Source organism: Mycoplasmopsis sturni DSM 22021, from assembly GCF_000701485.1.
Lineage (GTDB): Bacteria > Bacillota_I > Bacilli_A > Mycoplasmatales > Metamycoplasmataceae > Mycoplasmopsis > Mycoplasmopsis sturni.
In genome coordinates this window covers 1-19,630 of record NZ_JNIZ01000003.1, presented here as the reverse complement: position 1 = coordinate 19,630, position 19,630 = coordinate 1, and the positions used below count along the sequence as shown (strand labels likewise).

Below are 19,630 nucleotides of genomic sequence, written 5' to 3'. Positions count from 1 at the left end.
ATATTATAATTTTAAATATTAACCAAAATATTACCTAGTCTTAACTTTAAAAGGAGTAAAAATAAATGCAAAGAAAAACTAAAAAAATGCTTAAACTTAGTTTAGTTTTAAGCAATTTATCGCTACCAATTATTGGTGTTGCTTGTTCAACAAATAAACAAGAAAAACAAAATGATTCTCAAGTAAATCCTAATAATGAAATGCTTCAAAAATTAATCGATTTTAAAAATCGTAATTTTGAGCAAATATTAAATTCTTCATGATATCAAGAACAAGATAACAAAAATGAATTTGATTTATTAGCAAAACAAACAGAAGATATTTTAAATAATAAAGATAAAATAGATAATCAAGAAATTACCCAAGTCTTAGAAACTTTAGAAGCAATTTTAGAAAAAATTAAAAAACAACTTCAAATAGAACAGGCTAATCAATCATATTTAGATTTTATTAGAACATTAATTTATCTTTCTCCTTTTCAAAAAGAATATTTTGTTAATCAGGTCCTTAAAAAACCATCATTAAATGATTTTAAAAGCTTGCAAAATGATGCTGCAGATTTAAATATCAAAATGGAAGCAATTTCTAAACTATTAGAAGCTTCTGTAAATATCCAAAGTAATACTAATATTAAATATTACTTTGCCAGCGCAGACAAGAAAAAAGATTACGACCAAGCTTTGTCTAATCTTTCAAATAGCACAAATAATGATTCAAATAATTTAGCAATTGATAAGCTTCAATTGTTAATTTCAAATTACAATAATGCTTACCAAAATTTAGATGGTGAGCAAAATGCTAATTTAGAACAATATCGTCAAAATGTTATTAAAAACTGAAATAGCTTTAATTATTTTATAAACGAAGAAAAAGAATTATATTCAAATAATTTCTTTAAAAAAGCCACCTCAATTAGCCAATTAGAAAAACAAAATGCAATAGCAAATGATTTGAATTCGCTTTATAAGAAAATTAACACCATTTTTAATGATCAAGAAAAATTATTATTTAAAAACAAACTTATAGAATTACTAAAAAATTCAAACGAAAAAGAAATTCAATCACTAGAACAAAAAATTTTAGATTATTTAGCTATTGAGCAAAAAGCTAAAGCGTTTTATGTTCAAAATAATGAAACAATTAAAAATTCTAAATGAATAGAACGAGAAGATCAAAATAAAAATGTATCAAATGCTCTTGAAGTTCTTAAAAGTTTTTCTTCTAATGAAAAATACAATTTCAATAATATTGAATCAATTGAAGATGCATTGCTTCTTCTTGAAAAACAGTTACCAGTTATTGTTCAATATCAAAAAGATTATGATTTTATTAATGGTTTAACTTCTTTAACTCAAAGTCAAAAAGAACATTATTTTAACCTTATTAAAATTCAAACTAACGCAAATGCAAATCGCGAAAAAGCAACTTCTTTAAATACAGAAATGGCTAAATTAGCTGATTTAATGCAACAAGAAGAAACTGAAAGATTTAAAGCAAAATACAAAAAAGCAAAAGAAGAGCAAAAAACTGCTTATAACAGCTCTAAAACTGATTTACAAAATATTTTAAATGGTACTAAACAAGATGTTAATGATGCTCAAACATTAAATAATTTGATTCAAAAATTCATTGAAGCAAGAGATGATATTAATTCTGCCACTGCAGAAGAACTTAGAATCGAAACTTTAAAACAACCAAATTTAACTCGTTATCAAAAGTTACTTTTTATTGAAAAAATTAACAAATCAAATACCAAAGCTTTAAATGAATTAGAACAAGAAATTTATAGTGTAAATAATACAACTAGTTTATTGAAAACTCAATTTGAGATGCAAAGTCAATATTGAGAGAACCAAAAATTTATTGATGCTTCAAGTGAATCTCAAGAAAAATTTGTAAAAGTGTATCAAAAAGCTGGTGTAGTATTTTTAAATACCCAAGACACTCAAATTATTAACGATCAATATCTTAAAAACCTTTTAGAAGAATATAAAAATTCATACCAAAACTTACTTCCTTTTGAAAGTTCATCGGATTTAACTACTAAATTTAAACAAGGCGTTGAACTTGAAGTTAATCCTCGAATTTGAAAATATGATTTAAACTTAACTCCACTTTCTTTTTCAAAGGATAATTTTAGTTTATTTACAGTTCAAAATAATGTCGAAGGAATCACACCTTCTTTGGTAGACTTTGGACTTAAACCTAAAAAATATACTGATTTAGAAGTTAATTATGAAATTAAAGATCAGAATAATCATAAGGAAAAAGCAACCGTTAAAATTTCATTACCAAAAAATGAATATGATGTTGAAGCAATTTTAGATTCAATTCAATACACTAAAATTAGTGATTTATATGATTTTGATGATTCAATTTTTTATAAATTAAGTGTTGATGATTTTCAAGATCCTTCAAAAATCAAAAAATTCTTTACTAAAAAATTTAACAAAGTTGGAAGATTTTTTGATTACGACATTAACTTAAATAAAATTCAAATAACAGGAAGCGGAATTGATCGTGTGGTTCATTTTGAAGTTCTTATAAGCCACAAAAATCAAGTTTTTAAAGTTTTAGATTTAACTCATAATTACACTTTAATTGGTTCAGTTGATAAACCAATATTTTTTCCTACAGAAAAATTTAAGGCATCTGAGTATTATTCAAATACATTTGAAAATAATAAATTATTAGTTGATTATATTCAAGAGCTTTTTGATGCGGAAACAAAAAAATACGGAATTTTTGATAATTCAAAATGATACGACAACTCTTCAACAAAAGTTTCAACTACTAAAAGAACTGAAATTTTAACTAAAATTTATCAAGATAACTTTATTTTAGGATTTGATTCATATGATCGTTTTGAGGCTAAACCAACTTCAAATTTTAAAAATCCTTTTGCTTCATTTAATGAAAAAACTAATGAACTTAAAATAGGCGTAAAGTTCTTAACTAATGAAATTGAAAAAACAGAATCTACTCAAGAAATAAGTATTAGACCTGGTGATTTTTCAAGTTGAGTTCAAGATGCTATTGATTTTGAAAAAATATATAGCTTAATTCATGAGGAAAATAACAAAAAACTTCAAATAGAAAACATTTTAGTATTAACTAAAATAAAAGAAGGCGTTGATAAGCCTCATAATTATTACATAGCCTCAGAAGGAAAATCAAAATTAAATGATATTTATGATTTTGCAAAAATTGGTAGATATTCATTAAAAGTAGATTATGAAGCTTCACAAAACTTAAAAATTAGTGAAGTAGACAGCTGAGTAGAAGTAAAATTTAGAATTTACAAAGATAATCAACCATTAAATGATTCTAAATATTTATCACCAATATTTAAGTTTGAAAATTTTAAAACATTTAGTCAATGAGATATTAAGCCCAAAAATGGCCAAAGCTATACTGATGATGATTTTGTTAGCTCTATAAACACTCCAGAAGCATCTTCCGACCAAGAATTAATTAGTAGAATTAATGCTAGAAACTTCAAACCCAAACGTGTTTTTGGTGTTTCGTGACTTAGTGGCGAAAGAATTGTAGAACAAGATGCTTACAACAAAATGATTTACTTACTTGATATTCTTCCTACGCAATTTAAAGATCAATCTTCCACAAGTTCTGAAGCAGAGAAACTTGTAGATGCTAAAGATATAATTTATTATTCAAGAACTGAAAAATACAATGATTCGAATATTAAAAAAATTATAGATAATTATTATTTTTATTTTATAAAAGATACTTCATATAAGGGAAGTGTAGATGGTAGATTATTACCTGTTAAAATTGGATTTATTAATAAGAAAAATCATGATATTAGATTTTTATCAAAAAGAATTATTTTCTACAATTTAATTAGTGAATACGATAAAGAGTTGGCTCCATTTGTTCTGCTTAATAATTTGACTCCATCAGATTTTCAATTTAATCCAGCGATTTTAAATAATTCAATTAATGATTTTATAACTAAAGTATCTAATAATACATTAGGCGATAACCAAATTATTATTAGTAATTCCAATGCTTTTAAAACATACTTATTTGAACCCACAAGAAATACATACGAACAAAAAGATATCGCCTCTACTTTAAAAATTGCAGATGTGAAAATGCAAAATTATCAAGATCATACTATTTATGTAAGATTAAAATGAGACCTAAATGGTAGAACATATGAAAGTAGTACTTGATATAAACTTAAACTTAACGATATATATAATCAAAATGATAACTTTAGAAGAAGTGATGATCCAAAAAACATTTTAAAAATACTTAAAGTAAATACGCTTAAATATGGAAAAGATTTATTAGATAAATCAGGGGATGTTGAAGGTGATGCAATAACGCCTAATCATTTAACCAAAATCTTTTTAGATAATAATACAGTTCTTCGTGAGCGTGATATTGAAATTGATTGAATGGATAGCGTTTGAACTTTAGACAAGGAAAAAAATATTGCTTCATGGGTGTTTAAAAAGAAATATTTTGATGCACTATTTAACCGTGACAATTTAACTAATCCAACCATCCAATTTCACTTAAATGGAAATGTGGTTGTTATTGATAGAATGCGCGCTAAACGTATTTTTAATGAAAATCAAGGTATTAATTTAGAAATAGATTATGATAAATTAAAGAAAGATAGACAAATTACTTTTGATCTTACAACAGAAAAAGTTGATAATACTGATGGTTCTTATGTTCCATTTAACTATCAAATTGTTGCTTCTTTAAGAGAAGAAGGGATTTTATTTGAAGTTAAAATGAAAGATGATCAATACAAAATTGTATTAGGTAATATTAAAGATAATCTTTATATTTACCCAATAGCTGATGATGTTCCTGCTAATAGACAAATAGGACAATATGGTAGATTTTATAAAGAAAGAGCATTCTATGTTGATCGATTTGGAAGTAATATTAAAATTAGCTATCAAAATAATATAGAGAATGAAAAATTTGGAAGCGACACTAATAAAATTGCATACGATAAATTGGTTTATTCTGCTCATGATTATTATGGTAATCCTAGATATCCTTTTGTTCTTTATTCAAAAGATTTTGAAACAGAACCTTTCGGATATAATCCGAATCAAAATCTTCTTTATAAATTGCATGACGGATATAAATTTAATGTAAGTTATTTACTTAATGCTTATGATAATAATAAGCTTATTGAAGAACTAAAAAGTAAGTCAATTGCATATACATTAGGTTCTGCTACAATTTTAGGAAAAGTTAGTGATGATCCTAGTGATGGAAAATTTTATGTTATTACCAATCATCATGTCCAAAATAATAATAAAACCGAATCCGATTTAATTGGCACCATAAATGACGGAACAACCGTAAGCATTGTTTATAATGGCTACGACCATGACAGAAGAAACAGGGACGCTATAGCTCCTTCGTGACCAATATGAAGCGGAACTAATCAATATTCTAATCCTAAAAATCAAGATCTAACTAGAAAATTAGATGAACAAAATAGCTATTCTGAAAAAAGAAAAGGATTGATATTTAAAACTGGAAAATGAGTTGATCTAACTATTAGCATTATAGATGTTAATTCTTTAATAGAGGATGCAAAGCGTAAAAATAAATTTGGCTTATCATTAGATTATGCAAAATGATTCAAACTTGAACCAACAAAATTTAATACAATTTTTAGTGATTACTCACCGATTTTATATGGTAAAGGATATAACAGCGAAGTTTTAGGAAATGATATTAATACATTCAATGGTAGCTTTAATGCTTTATTTAATGGATGGCCTTATCACAATGAAAATGGATACCTTGTAACTAGAGCATCAATAGGACAAGAAAATATTTCATATAAAAGACAAACTAAATTTGTTCCTACTTTCTTTGCTGGCGGTAACAGTGGAACAGGGGTTCAAGGTCCGGGAGGATATTATTCAACCATTAATTCAGGATATCCTCTTAGGGGGCTTGTGTCTTGAGATTATCTTAACCCAGATTATAATTATTTAGGTCTCACTACAGAAAAAGCTCCGCAATTTTTAGATGCAAATGAACGTTCATTTGCAGCGGCAGTTTTAAAACTTAATGCATATGATCCTAGTTCCTACAATTTACCTTGATATTGAGATTTAAAGAAAAATAATTAATTATTTAACTAGTAACTTTCGTTAAATAAAAAGTACATAAAAAATTTTATGTACTTTTTATTTTTGTCTTATAGCAAATAATTTTTGCTAATTAGTTTGAAAAGTATACTGTGTTTTTGTATGCAAATTCTTAATTAATTATTTATTTGTTAAAGGATTTGAAATATAAATTATGGTTTTTATCTTAGTGATTTTTAGGTTATTAAAAAACAGATATCTAATATCTAAATAAATTAGCTACCGTTTTAAGAAAATATTTTTGTTTGTTAGTAGTTAATAAATTGATTTAATGACTTAGTTTAATTATTTTAAAAAAATTCATTTTTTATTTAGTTTTTTTTATTTTACTTAATGTTTGATTTACCTTTGATAATAATTTATCTAAATTTTGGTCTAATTTATCTAAATTTTGTGATGTTAATCTGAATTCATATTGCTCTTTTTCTGAATTTGTGGATTTAAATAGTTTTTTGTCATGTTTGTTTTCTTGTTGAGTTTTATATGTTTTTTTAATTTGCACTTTATATAAATTTGGAATTTTAATTTGAGTTCATTCAAAATTAGATTCTAAAAGAGAATATTTTTGAATTGGCTCTAAGAAAGTATTTCCTTTAGTATTTTTAATAATTAATAAATTATTTTCTTTTGTTGGGTAAATATCCGAAATAATCAATCCTTTTTCTTTGTTTGAATCTTTGAAAATTGACTTTCCTTTAATGTTTTTAGGTACATAAGGAATTTTTTGATTATTTATCTTTTTGAATTTTCCATCATTAGTTACAAAAGCAATATCATCATTGTAATGTGCTATTGTAAAATTTTTTACAAGATCAGATAAAGATAAATAAATACCTTTATTTCCTTTGGCTTTTGTATTGTAAATAGCAATATCGTTTTCAGAATATTTACTTAATAGTCCGCCTTCTGTAATTATGATTATATCTTTAGTTCCATTTGATAAACAAGCATTTACCAATACATCATTATTTTCTAAAGACATTGCTGTATAGGTTTTGTTCATGCGAGAAACTTGGAAATTTTTTAGCAAAGTTTTTTTGAACATACCGTTTTTTGAGCCCATAACTATGTAAAATGGTTTCTCTCATGAAGATACATCAATAATTGAAATAATCTTTTCATTTGGGTGAACATCAACAAAATCTGTTAAATGCATACCTAGATCTTTTCATTTGGATTCATTAATTTGATATACAGGAATAATGGCATAATTACCAAAGTTAGTAATGATTAATAAATGGTGTAAAGTGTTTGCTTTGTCGTAGTAAATCAAATAATCATCTTCTTTTAACATATAATTTGAAAAATCATTTGAATCAGCAACTCTTTGGGAAATTCTTTTGAAGTATCCGCGCCTTGAGATTCCTAAAATAACTTCTTCTTCTTTAATTAAGTCGGTTTTATCGTAATTAAATTGGTATTCTTCCTCAAGAATTTCAGTTTTTCTTTTGGTGGAAAAATCTTTTTTTATTTCCATTAAATTACTAATTAAAAATAAATTAAATTTATCTGTATTTGATAAAAGTTCTGTAATTTTAGCAATTTCTTGATTTAATCATTTTTCTTCTGCTAAGAATTCTTCTTTGTCGGTTTTGCTTAAACGATATAGTCTCATTTGAGCAATAGCGGTAGCTTGGTTTAGTGTAAAACCAAAATTTTTGATTAAATCTTGAATAACCCCTTCTTTAGAACCTTTACTTTTACGAATTATTCGAATCACTTCATCTGTAATTTCACTAACTTTAATAAAACCTATAATAATTTCAAGCCTAAGCTGATGTTTATTAAGATCATATTTTAAGGTTTTGGTTTTTATATTAGTTATGTGACTAATATATTCTTGTAATAATTTTAATAGTGGTGCTGTAATTGGCGAATTATTAGAAATGACAGTATTGTTGTAATTATAAAAGACTTGTAAAGAAGTTTTTTGAAAGAGATAATTCATAATGCTGATCTCATTAGCATCATTTTTAAGAGTAATTAAAATGCTTATACCATTTCTATCTGATTGATCTTTGACTTCAACGAAACCATCGATATTCTCATTAATAGCTAATGTTTCAATTTCATATACTAAAGATGATTTAATAACACCATAAGGGATTTCGTAAATTTCAATAAATTTATTTTTGCTATCTTCAAAAGTACGATATTTGCTAAATAAACGAATTTTTTCTTTTTTATTTGTCCCATTGCTAAAAGCTTCTAAAATTCCTTTATTACCATAAATAATTCCCCCTGTGGGAAAATCAGGACCTAAAATAATTTTAGATAAAGCTTCAAAGGTTAAATTTGGTTTTTTAATTAAAGCAATCGCAGCATCAATAACTTCGCCTAAATTATGCGGTGGCATATCAGTGGCCATACCAATGGCAATTCCTTTTGCACCATTTACAAGTAAATTAGGAAAAATAGAAGGCAACACTTCAGGTTCAATTTCAGAATCATCAAAGTTAGGCATAAAATCAACGGTATTTTTTTTGATATCACCCAAAATATAAGTAGTTACTTTTGACATTCTTACTTCTGTATAACGCATAGCAGCAGCTGGATCATCATCAATTGAACCGACATTACCGTGCATATCAAGTAACTTGGTGTTCATTTTTCATCATTGAGACATATTGACCATAGCTTCATAAACAGATGAATCACCATGTGGGTGATACTTACCAATAACATCTCCAACTACACGAGCAGATTTTTTATATGGTTTATCAAAAGTTAATCCAAGAGAATTCATTGCGTATAAAATTCTTCTTTGAACTGGTTTTAAACCATCTCGAACATCCGGTAAAGCACGCTGTTGAATTACGTATTTAGAGTATCTTCCGAAGCCTTTTTCAATTATTTTATCGATTGAGTTATTGATGATTTTTTCTAATTTTTTATTCATATTTTTCCTTTTGCATTAAAATTTTACTTTAAAGTAATAAAAAAATTATTAAGACATTAAAAATATCAACCTAAGTTGATATTAAATCTTTACAAAGACTGGTTTTTTTGTTCGTTTGGACTTTATTCATTCATATAAGCTAGGAATGAGCATAATTATAAGAAAAGCAACAAAAACAATAATTAACATTAAATTCCCTATGATTGATTCGTGATTTTGGTAATGAATTGCTAATGCTAAATCAACAAAGGGTTGAATAATTGATATTATCATTGAAATAAAAACAATCACTATAGCTATAATTGCTGAAGGAACAAAAAATCTGCTTTTAACTGTTTTGATTTTGTTTGTTCGGCGATTTTTAAGTCCTCCAATAATTGCAGTTGCTAAAAAGATGAAAGCAATGACTGATAGCCATGTAGATATTAAATCAACAAAGGTATATAAAGAAGCCATGCTATTTGAGTCTTCTCTTTCATAAACACCAATATAATCTTGTCCAGGAATATAAGCAAGGGCTCCAATTATAGTTAAAGACACCACAGGAATAATTGTGAGTATCATTGATAGGATTCCACCAATAATTGGAGTTTCGTCACTAAATTTATTTTTTCATTTTGTCGGACAATACAATTCATTAGTTTTCATTAAGTGTTCTAAAAATCTAGGACCTCACATAGAATAACCATTGATAATCCCGAGCACACCAAAGGCTATAGCTATATTAACAACACCAAATACCCAACCAGCATTTTTAGATTTGAGTCAATCCCCAAATCCGCTAAAGCTTCCGCCTTTTGTTCCAAGGGACATTGATATTGCAATTATTAAATATAAGAACGTAATTATTCCAATTCCGATAATAATGGCCAATGGTAATTTTTTAGGATTTTTCATTTCTGTTTGAATTCCAGCGGTTAAATAAAATCCATCATAGGCAAAGAAAATCGCTGCTAAAGAACCAAAAATCCCAATTAAAGGACTAATTTTAAAGAAAGTAGTTTCAGGGTTAATTTGTGTAATTCATTTTGTGTGAGTAATGTCCAAGTTTTCCGCGTGTCCTTCTATGTACATTACTACAAATCCTAATACACTAGCTACCACAAGAGGTATAAACTTCACAGCCATAATCACTCAATTATGATAGTTTCCGATTTTACTAAAAATTCCAGGCACTAAAATAAATCAGGCTGAAATCAACAGTACAATTAATAACCAAATTAATCAATCGACATTGGTTCCAAAATTATTTTGAAGACCAAATCCAGTTAAACCATCCTGAAAAGACATAATAAAATAAAAAGGCATATAAAAGTATGTTAAAGGAAGAGAAATAAAAACCATGAAATTTTTACACATTTTATAAATGTGTTTATTTGAAAAGGTTTTATTTCAACCAATCATTCCTAAATTATCATTTTGTGAACTTGTAATTTCAATTAGCGCAAGCCCAAGAGCAACAATTGCAACTGCAGCTACAATTCATGATATGATTGCGAAAATTAAATTATTTCCTGAATTAGATAATACTGTGCTTGATTTAAAGAAAATTCCGGCACCAATTGCTGAACCAATTACCATTAAAATAGCTGAGAAAAATCCAATTTTACGATAAAGAGGAGCATTAGCAATTAATTTTTGATCATTATTTGCATTATTCATAAAATTCCTTGCTCTTTATTTTTAATATTCTTTTTGATCTTTTAATTTTAACATTTTTCATGTGAATCACAAATATGATTTAAAAATAAAAAGCAGCTTATCACTGCTATTGTTTAGATTTTTTTGGTTTTATACCAAAGATAGAATTAATTTTTTCTTTTGTTGGTTCAAATACTAAGAATGTACCGGCAACACATGCATCAGCTCCTGCCTTAAAGCACTCAGGACCTGTTTTATCATTAATTCCTCCGTCTACTTGAATAAGATATGGGAACCCCTTAGTGAAACGATATTCAGATAATTGCTTGATTTTATCAATGCTTTCAGGAATAAATTTTTGCCCACCTTTTCCAGGTTCAACTGACATTACAAGAACTAACTTAAGATATGGTAAGAACTTTTTAATTTCGCTAACTTTGGTTGTAGGTTTAATAGCCATTCCAATATTAAATTCAGTTTTTTGAAGAAAATCAAGGAACTCTTCTTGAGCGTTATCATCTAATGCTTCAAAGTGTACGGTAAAAATATCAACATTATCTCTAAGTTGTTCAATATATGGAACCGGATCATTAACCATTAAATGGGCATCTTTAAAATGAGGAAGTCCTTTAGTATCAATTTCAATAATTTCTTCTGGAGTTATTGCGGTATTTGGTACAAATTGTCCATCCATAATGTCATAGTGAATTCATTTTATGCCATTGTTAACAAGAGTATTTGCTACTTCTAATCTTTTTTCTGATTCGATATTTAATAAACTTGGTGTTACGAATCTATTTTTAAATTTTTTCATGATTACTCCTTATTTTTCTAGTTGTGTTTGTAATTTTACATAATTTTCGTACCTAAATTGCGGAACTTGTTCTGTGTTTATTTTTTGTTTAACTGCACAAACATTCTCTGGTTCATTTAAGTGTAAACAAGTACGGAATTTGCACATTTGAGCCAATTGGTCAAAGGTTTGAAAACTTCTTGATAGTTGATATTTATTAATATCTAAATCTAGTGATGAAAACCCTGGTGTATCAATTAAAAATCCATCATTAAAACTAATAATATTAATTGTTCTAGTGGTATGTTTTCCTCGTCCTAGTGCCTTTGAAATTGCTTGTGTTTGGTAGTTATTGTTACTAATTTTGTTAATAGTTGTTGTCTTACCTACTCCTGTTTGCCCCATAAATACTGAGTATTTGTTTTTGAATAAATTTTTTATTTTATTTAAGTATTTTGGATTTTGATTATCAATTAAATAAACTTGGTATCCCATTTTTTGATAAACCTCAGCTCAGTAAAAATTAGTTGTTAAATCAGTTTTTGTAAAAAATAAAATTGGATGAATTTTTTTAGCTTCCACAATTGCTAAGTATTTATCCAAAAGAAATGAACTAAATTCAGGCTCTTTAAAAGACATTAGTAAAATCATTTGATCAACATTAGCGACTTTAGGGCGAATAAACTCGTTTTTACGCTCGAGAACCTCTATTAGTTGACCATTTTGAAAAATTACATTATCACCTACAAGAGGGGTTATATTTTGGTACCTAAGTTTTCCAGCACCAGGAATTTTATGCTCAATGTTATTTTCATCTACAATTGTATAAATTCCTGAGTTAATATTAAAAATTTTACCCTGCATAAAACACTCCTGGATAAACAAATAAAATTATAATTATAGCAACTACTAAAATAGTAATAACAAGCAATAAAGCGATAAAAAGAAATTTATTAGTAGCTAAAAATTCAAATTTAGTTTTTTTAAATTGCAATGTTACAGGATCAATTGGTCCTTGTAATTTTTTGCTTGGAGTAATTGCTTCTCTTAAGTCTTTATTAAATTCTCAAACGGACTTATAACGTTTTTTATAATCTTTAGCCACGGCTCGAGCAATAATGTTAAAAATAGATCAAGGCACATCAATTGAGTTGCGAATATTTGGGAATTGTTTTTCTTTGTGCATTTTAATTGTTTCAACCTCGTTTTTTCCATTAAATGGATATTTGCCGGTAAGCATTTCATAAAAAACAATTCCTAAAGCATAAATATCAACGGCTTTTGTCACTTTTTCATGAATTTCAGGAGCTGCATAATACGGAGAACAAACAACCATACGTGTTTGAGTTAATCTTTGGCTTCCCGGTGCAAGAGAAATTCCAAGGTCTACAATTTTAATTTGTTGGTCTTTTGTTACCATAATATTTTGTGATTTAATGTCTCGATGAATAATGTGAAAATTGTGTAATTCTCCAATTCCTTCATTAATTTGTTCCATATAATTAATTGCTCTTCGAGTATCTAAACGCCCTTTGGATTTAATCAAATTACTTAATGTTTGGCCTTCTATATATTCCATTACATAATACATTTCAACATTATCTTCGTAAAAATCATAAAATTGTGGAATATGTTTACTTTTAATTTGTTTTAATAAGCTAGCTTCAGAACGAAAACGATGTGCACTTGCTTCTTGTAAAGGGCCTTTGTAATATTTTAGTGCATATTTAACTTCGGGGTTATCTTTTGGCGATACTAGAAATACCGTACCCATCCCGCCTGAACCAATTACTGATTTAATGTTATATTGCTCATAAACACTTGAGCCAGAAAGAATGAAATTATTTTGTTTTGTCATGATTTTCTCCAAATTGGATCACAATTGCACTAATATTGTCAGTAGAATGTGCTAATTTAGCTGTTTCTATTAGTTGATCAACTATTTGTTTTGGTTCTTTATCTTGGTTCATGATGTATTGGATTTCTGAATGGTAAATATAATCGTGAATTCCATCACTTGTGATTAAGATTTTGTCTATTTTTTGATAAATTTCAGGAACGATTTCTTCGCATTGAATTTCAGCACTTATATTAAGACCAATTGCTGATGTTAAGTAATTAGATTTTAAAAAATTTCTCGCAACTTCTTCAGGAAAACCTTCGTCAATCATTTTATTCATTACGTTATTATCTCTAGTGGCTTGCACGAGCTTATAGTTGCTTAAAACGTATGTGCGAGAATCTCCGCAGTTAAAAATTACTCCTGTTTTTTGGTTTACAAAAAGCAAAAGTCCAGATAATGTTGTGCCCATGTTTTTGAGTTTTGGATTATTTTCGGCAACCTTTTTAATGTTTTTTTTAGTTTCTGCAACAACTTGATCTATTCAGTTTTGAACAAAAACAAAATCAAAGTTTGTTAGTTTGTTTTGAAAGTTCTCGCCAAAATCACGGACAACTATTGAAGCAGCTTGGTCTCCGCCTTCATATCCGCCAATACCATCGCAAATCATAAATAAAAAAGCGCCTTCTTTTTCAAAGACTCCAATTCTGTCGTCATTTTTGAGGCGAAAATCATTTTTAATTGACTTTTGGTAGTGTTTCATCAATCCCTAGTTCCTTGTGTAAAATTTCTCTAATTTCATTTGCTGCACGTTCAGGGATATCGTTAATAATTTTGTACTTAAAAATAGCAGATTCAGCAATTTCTTCTTCGGCTTTTTTAAGACGAGTTTTCATAACTTCTGGTGACTCTGTTCCGCGATTGATAATTCTTTTTCTAAGATCATCTATTGATGGAGGACCAAGAAAAATAGTAATTAAATTGTATTTTTCTTGGTCATCATTATTTTGTGAAAATTTTTCGATAATTTGTTTAGCTCCCCGTGTTTCTATTTCTAGCATAGGAACTTTATTTTTTTTGTGAATTTTATCCAGTTCAGAATATAAGGTACCATAGTAATTATTGAAGTGATATGAGAATTCAATTAATTTACGTGACTTAATTTTATTTCTAAATTCATCAACGCTAATAAAGTGATAATGAATTCCATTAAGCTCACCTTGTCGAGGCGCTCTTGTAGTAGCGGAGCAAGACAAAGATAAATTTAATTCTTCAAAATCAAATAAATATCTTTCAATAGTTCCTTTGCCAACTCCACTTGGACCTGTGAAAATAATAATTGGTTTCTTTTTATCCTTCATAATAATTTTCCTACAATATTACCTAATATTTCTTTATATTATAGCATTATTTAGTTAAAAATAAATTAGTCCAAGTATTGATAAATTCTAAAAAGCAAGGCATTTTTTAGTAAAATTGAAATACTTAAACAAAGGGGTTATATGTTTTTGAAATACTATAAACCAAGTGGGGTTTTTTCAAACTCTCAAATTCGCAAAATTGGTCGTTCATTAGGTACTTCCAAAATCGGGCACAATGGAACATTAGATCCAATGGCAAGCGGGTTGATGATTTTGGCTACCGAAGATGACACCAAGTTATTGCAATATCTCAAAGATTCAAAAAAAACTTATATTGCTCAAGCTAAGCTTTTTTATTCTAGTGAAACTTTGGATAATTATCAAGTTGACTTAATTGAACACCCTAAAATCAAAATAGACCAGGCAAAACTTCAAAATGCTATCAATAAAGTCAAACAATATACTGAGCAAATTCCGCCTAAAGTAAGTGCTAAAAAAATCAACGGAAATAGAGCTTATGACTTAGTTCGTCAAGGTGTAGATTTTTCATTAAAAAAACAAAAAATTGAAATTTTTGAATTAGAATTAATCGACTTTATTGAATCATATTTTACCTTTACTATTAAATTACAAATTAGCGCTGGAGGATATGTTCGTTCAGTTTTGCGTGATATTGCTCAACTTTTAGGAACTCATTGCGTAATGACTTCACTAGTGCGAACTGCAATTGGTGATATTGATATAGATGGTATGCAAGAAGAATCAATACAAGAAATTCCCTTTGAACAATTAATTGATTTACCGAAAATTGATTATCAAGAAAGTTATAAAAAAGAGCTCAAAAATGGAGCAAGAATTAAAATTCAAAAACCCAATGGACTATATTTAATGGTCAATAAGGAATTGGTACTATCAGTTGGTATGATAGAAAAAGGCTTTTATTATCCTAAAAAAGTCTTTCAAGAAAGGATTTAAATATGAGAACACTTCAGGATATTATTAAAATTGCTGCTTTTGATGTGGATGGAACTTTATTGCCAAATACCCATTTAGGATTTCCAATTGAAACTCGCCAAATGTTTGGTGAATTAAAAAAGAATGGAATTGTAACTGTTATTGCCACTGCTAGGGAATTTGCAACTATTGGGGATTTTTTGGAAAAATTAGCACCAGTGGATTACTTTATTGGAGCTAATGGCTCATTTATTTGAGATGTGGCTAATAAAGAATTTGTTTATAAAAAGACCTTAAATAAGGAAGAAGTTATTGAGCTTTATAATGAGTTTAAATCTGAAATTCAAGGGTTTTCAATTTCAGATTTTGACAAAGTTTTTAAATCAGAAGGATTAAATACAGATTCTTGATTTATTCGTCCTAATGTTCATAATTACTATGATTTCGAAGAAGAACTTTTAAGCACTGACAATTTATATTTAATTACTATTAATCGCGAGAATCCAAAAGAATTAATTGACAAAATTCAATCATTTATTGATAAAAAAGGTTTATCAATGGAAGTGAATTCAATTTGAAGTAGAGGATTGTTTATTTCGCCTAAAGGAATTAACAAATCAGCGACTCTGCAAGTTCTTTGTGATCGATTAAATTTAAAAATGGATAATTTAATTGCTTTTGGAGATTCTTCAAATGACTTTGAAATGATTCGTGATGCTGGCTTTGGAGTTGCTATGGAAAGAGCATCTCAAAAATTAAAAAATGTTGCTCAAGCAGTTGCTTTAGATTGTGAATATCAAGGTGTGTACCTTAAACTTAAAGAACTAGGATTAATTTAATGTCTTTTACTCCTCGAATTGCAATCTTTGATGTTGATGGAACAATTTTAAAAAAAGATTCGCTCACTTTTAGTGACAAAATTAAATGATCTTTTGAAAAATTGCATCAAAAAGGAATTAAGATTGCCATAGCTACGGCAAGAGATTTTGTTTCTATGCTTGATTTTTGTGAGCAATTGCAATATGTTGATTATCTAATTGGAGCTAACGGAGCTTTTGTGTGAGAATTTCAAAAACAAGATTATTTATATAATAACTTTTTGAATAAAGATGAAGTGAAGCTTTTATTTGATGAATTATCAGAAATTTTTCAAGGAATCATTGTTTTATCTAAAGATTATGCTTATGCTAGTGAAACTTTTAATAAAAAGCATTGATATTTTGCCCCTTTTGCAGAAAAAATTAAATTGTACAATCGCAAAGAAATTGCCAAAGAAAATTTATTTTTTATTGAAATTAGAGACGAACATTTTTTGGATAAAAAATCTTTTCTTGATGAATTTTTCAAAAAACATAATCTTAATTTAACTTTATCTTCTTTTTGAAACCGCGGAGCATTTATTAGTAACTTAAATGTCTCAAAAGGAACGGCAATAAAAAATTTATTAAGTAATTTAGGGTTTCAAAACCAAAGTGTAATTGCCTTTGGCGATGGACACAATGATCTTGATATGCTAAGTTTATCCGGCTATGCCATTGCTATGGGAAATTCTTCAGATGAAGTTAAACAAATTGCTAATTTAGTTACCAAAAGTGTTGAAGAAGACGGTGTGTATTTTGCTTTAAAGGATTTAAAAATTATCTAATGGATATTTATAAGTTAAATAATTTTCAAGCTCAAGATGGCGATAACTTTATTATTGGATCTTTTGAGTCCTTTCATATTGGTCATTACCAACTTTTTAAAAATATCCGAAATAATCCTGGCCGTAAAATCATAGTTACTTTTAATAATGAATTAGGTATGCCTAAATTTAATGGTCAAATTTTTACGGATAATTACGCTAAATACACTTTGCTAGCATCACAAGGATTTGATGCAGCAATTGAATTGAATTTTAATGAAATCTCGCAACTAGATGGGAAGGATTTCCTTAGCAAAATTGTCCAAAATGCTCATCATTTAACTATTTCAGTTGGTAAAGACTTTCGTTTTGGCAAAAATGCTCACTATCAAGCTAGTGATATTCAAAAATTCACTAGTGCAGAAGTTTTTTTAAATGATTTATACAAATTTAAAAATGTTAAAATTTCAACTTCTCACTTAAAAAATTTATTAGAGTATGGTCAAATTGATTTATTAAATATTTTATTGGTAGAGAATTATTCTTTTGGAGCTAAAATTAAAGGCAAAACTTTGTTGCAAGTTCATGAAAAACTTGCTTCAATGCATTCTGGTATTTATAATGCTTTAGTGCATGATGGGGTTTTAAGTTATTTTGCAATTTTGCATATTAATTTTGAAAATCAACGCCAGATTTTGCTCATTGATGCTAAAAATAATTTTAGTAACAACAAACAAGTGCTTATTGAAGTCTTGCATACAATAAGATTAATTACCCAAAAAGCCCAAGATCAAATTTTCGAACAAGACATCCTTCAAGCTAAGAATTATTTCATTGACAAATTCGTGAAAAAATAAAGTTTGTAGTATAATTAATTCACTAATTAAATTTTTAAAGTAAACACAAATTTTAGACTTGGTTTAGAGGATTTTTAAGCTAGGTTTAAAACATAATTCAAAGGAGAAATTATGGTTTCAAAACAAAGAAAAGCTGAATTAGTTGCTAAATATGGAAAAAATGCTAAAGATACAGGGAATACATTTGTTCAAATTGCTATTTTAACTGAAGATATCGAGCTTTTAAAACCTCACTTCAAACAAAATCCTAAAGATAACCATTCAAAAAGAGGATTTTTAGCAAAAATTTCACAACGTAAAACCTTATTAGCACACCTTAAGAAAACTAACCCAGCTGAATACGCTAGATGTTTAGAAGAACTTAACATTCGTAAATAATTTAAAGCAACCAAAATTGGTTGCTTTTTTATATTTTTCTAACATTGAATTTAATAAAATATTAAATATTATGGGTACATCTTTTATTAATGGAGTTTATCTTGGTTATCAAAAAGTAAGTGATAATAATTTTATTACTTCATTTATTACTGATAATGGTATGTTTAAGTTGCGGGCTTTTGGACTTGAAAATTTAACATCCAAAAATAGAAATAATTTAATTCCTGGTGCAGTTGTCAAATTAGAGTACTTTGCTTCTCGTTTTCCTGAAGGTATTGGAAGACTCAAAAAAGCAACCAAAATAGATCGCTTTGAAGTAATTGATCTTGATATTGTTGCTTTTTATCAAAAGTGCTATAAATTTTTTCAACAAATTCAAGAACCTAATTATTTGGTAAAACTATATCAACATTTGATTGAAAAATCCATTAAAGAAAATTTAAATGCTATTTTAATTATTATATATATGCATGGACTAGTTCATTTTGGAGCTAGATTGTCATATTGACATTGTGCTAAATGTAATAAGACTACTAAATTAACAACTTTTAATTTTGAAGAAGGTGGTTTTTTGTGTACATTGCATCACCGTGGAAAGTATATGTCAAGGTATGCTTTAGAGCATTGTTACTATATATATACAAAACCTTTAGTCTTCCTTAAGAAATATGATCCATCAATTATATCTGAAATTTGGTTTTATGGACATAGTTATAATCTTTCAAAAAAGTTATTTAAAATTTAAAAAAAATATTTGACTTTTTATTTTTTGTATTATAATAATATTACGCTTTAAGACGCGAAGCTAACTAAGTAAAAAAAGAATTAAAAAAATTCAAAAAAATGTTTTGAAAAAAATTCTTTTGATGTTATAATAATTTAGCAACGAAAAAAGCAAACAAGTTCTTTGAAAACTAGATATACACAAAATACATGACAGTCAATTTTTTCGAGAGTTTGATCCTGGCTCAGGATGAACGCTGGCTGTGTGCCTAATACATGCATGTCGAGCGAAGTTCTTCGGAACTTAGCGGCGAATGGGTGAGTAACACGTACTTAACGTGCCCCTTAGATTGGAATAACGCTGAGAAATTAGCGCTAATGCCGGATACTTATTAAGTT

Annotated in this window: 14 protein-coding genes and 1 rRNA gene; 8 read left to right on the top strand and 7 right to left on the bottom strand. The window is 27.6% G+C overall.

The features are described from left to right. The first annotated feature begins 65 nt into the window (after window positions 1-65). Entirely contained in the window at window positions 66-6,143 is a 6,078-nt protein-coding gene (locus Q349_RS00075) for an MGA_1079 family surface serine endopeptidase (protein ID WP_036463535.1), read from the top strand. A gap of 325 nt (window positions 6,144-6,468) precedes the next feature. Here Q349_RS00075 and Q349_RS00070 read toward each other — a convergent pair whose 3' ends face one another. The 7 genes from Q349_RS00070 to gmk form a co-directional block, all read right to left on the bottom strand. Then, window positions 6,469-9,060, bottom strand: coding sequence for a DNA topoisomerase IV subunit A (locus tag Q349_RS00070; RefSeq protein WP_036463533.1), 2,592 nt, complete (start codon window positions 9,058-9,060; stop codon window positions 6,469-6,471). A gap of 81 nt (window positions 9,061-9,141) precedes the next feature. Then, window positions 9,142-10,722 carry an APC family permease gene (locus tag Q349_RS00065; RefSeq protein WP_051616707.1) on the bottom strand — a complete coding sequence of 527 codons (1,581 nt, stop codon included), beginning with the start codon at window positions 10,720-10,722 and terminating at the stop codon, window positions 9,142-9,144. A gap of 106 nt (window positions 10,723-10,828) precedes the next feature. Next, window positions 10,829-11,515: a ribulose-phosphate 3-epimerase gene (locus Q349_RS00060; RefSeq protein ID WP_036463531.1), complete on the bottom strand. Its 687-nt coding sequence runs from the start codon at window positions 11,513-11,515 to the stop codon at window positions 10,829-10,831. 9 nt (window positions 11,516-11,524) lie between these two features. Further along, window positions 11,525-12,358, bottom strand: coding sequence for a ribosome small subunit-dependent GTPase A (gene rsgA / locus Q349_RS00055; RefSeq protein WP_036463529.1), 834 nt, complete (start codon window positions 12,356-12,358; stop codon window positions 11,525-11,527). Further along, window positions 12,348-13,352, bottom strand: coding sequence for a serine/threonine-protein kinase (locus Q349_RS00050; protein ID WP_036463527.1), 1,005 nt, complete (start codon window positions 13,350-13,352; stop codon window positions 12,348-12,350). The genes rsgA and Q349_RS00050 overlap by 11 nt, the downstream gene beginning before the upstream one ends. Further along, window positions 13,336-14,097, bottom strand: coding sequence for a PP2C family protein-serine/threonine phosphatase (locus Q349_RS00045; protein WP_036463525.1), 762 nt, complete (start codon window positions 14,095-14,097; stop codon window positions 13,336-13,338). Before Q349_RS00045 ends, Q349_RS00050 begins: the two co-directional genes overlap by 17 nt. Further along, entirely contained in the window at window positions 14,072-14,695 is a 624-nt protein-coding gene (gene gmk / locus Q349_RS00040) for a guanylate kinase (protein ID WP_036463523.1), read from the bottom strand. Before gmk ends, Q349_RS00045 begins: the two co-directional genes overlap by 26 nt. A 141-nt stretch (window positions 14,696-14,836) precedes the next feature. On the opposite strand from gmk, the gene truB reads away from it, so the two are divergent. From truB to Q349_RS00005, 7 genes are all read left to right on the top strand, one after another. Next, window positions 14,837-15,670, top strand: a complete 834-nt coding sequence (truB, locus tag Q349_RS00035) for a tRNA pseudouridine(55) synthase TruB (protein WP_036463521.1) — start codon at window positions 14,837-14,839, stop codon at window positions 15,668-15,670. 2 nt (window positions 15,671-15,672) lie between these two features. Then, the gene (locus tag Q349_RS00030; protein WP_036463519.1) at window positions 15,673-16,488 is read left to right on the top strand and encodes a YcsE-related riboflavin metabolism phosphatase; all 816 of its coding nucleotides are present in this window, start codon (window positions 15,673-15,675) and stop codon (window positions 16,486-16,488) included. Continuing rightward, entirely contained in the window at window positions 16,488-17,294 is an 807-nt protein-coding gene (locus Q349_RS00025) for a YcsE-related riboflavin metabolism phosphatase (protein WP_036463517.1), read from the top strand. Before Q349_RS00030 ends, Q349_RS00025 begins: the two co-directional genes overlap by 1 nt. After that, complete coding sequence (locus Q349_RS00020; RefSeq protein ID WP_036463515.1) at window positions 17,294-18,130, top strand: FAD synthase; 837 nt, start codon at window positions 17,294-17,296, stop codon at window positions 18,128-18,130. Before Q349_RS00025 ends, Q349_RS00020 begins: the two co-directional genes overlap by 1 nt. A 111-nt stretch (window positions 18,131-18,241) precedes the next feature. Next, window positions 18,242-18,508, top strand: a complete 267-nt coding sequence (gene rpsO / locus Q349_RS00015) for a 30S ribosomal protein S15 (protein WP_051616706.1) — start codon at window positions 18,242-18,244, stop codon at window positions 18,506-18,508. 70 nt (window positions 18,509-18,578) lie between these two features. Continuing rightward, the gene (locus Q349_RS00010) at window positions 18,579-19,253 is read left to right on the top strand and encodes a hypothetical protein (protein ID WP_156932505.1); all 675 of its coding nucleotides are present in this window, start codon (window positions 18,579-18,581) and stop codon (window positions 19,251-19,253) included. A 200-nt stretch (window positions 19,254-19,453) separates the two neighbouring features. Next, a 16S ribosomal RNA gene (locus tag Q349_RS00005) occupies window positions 19,454-19,630 on the top strand; the annotation flags it as partial.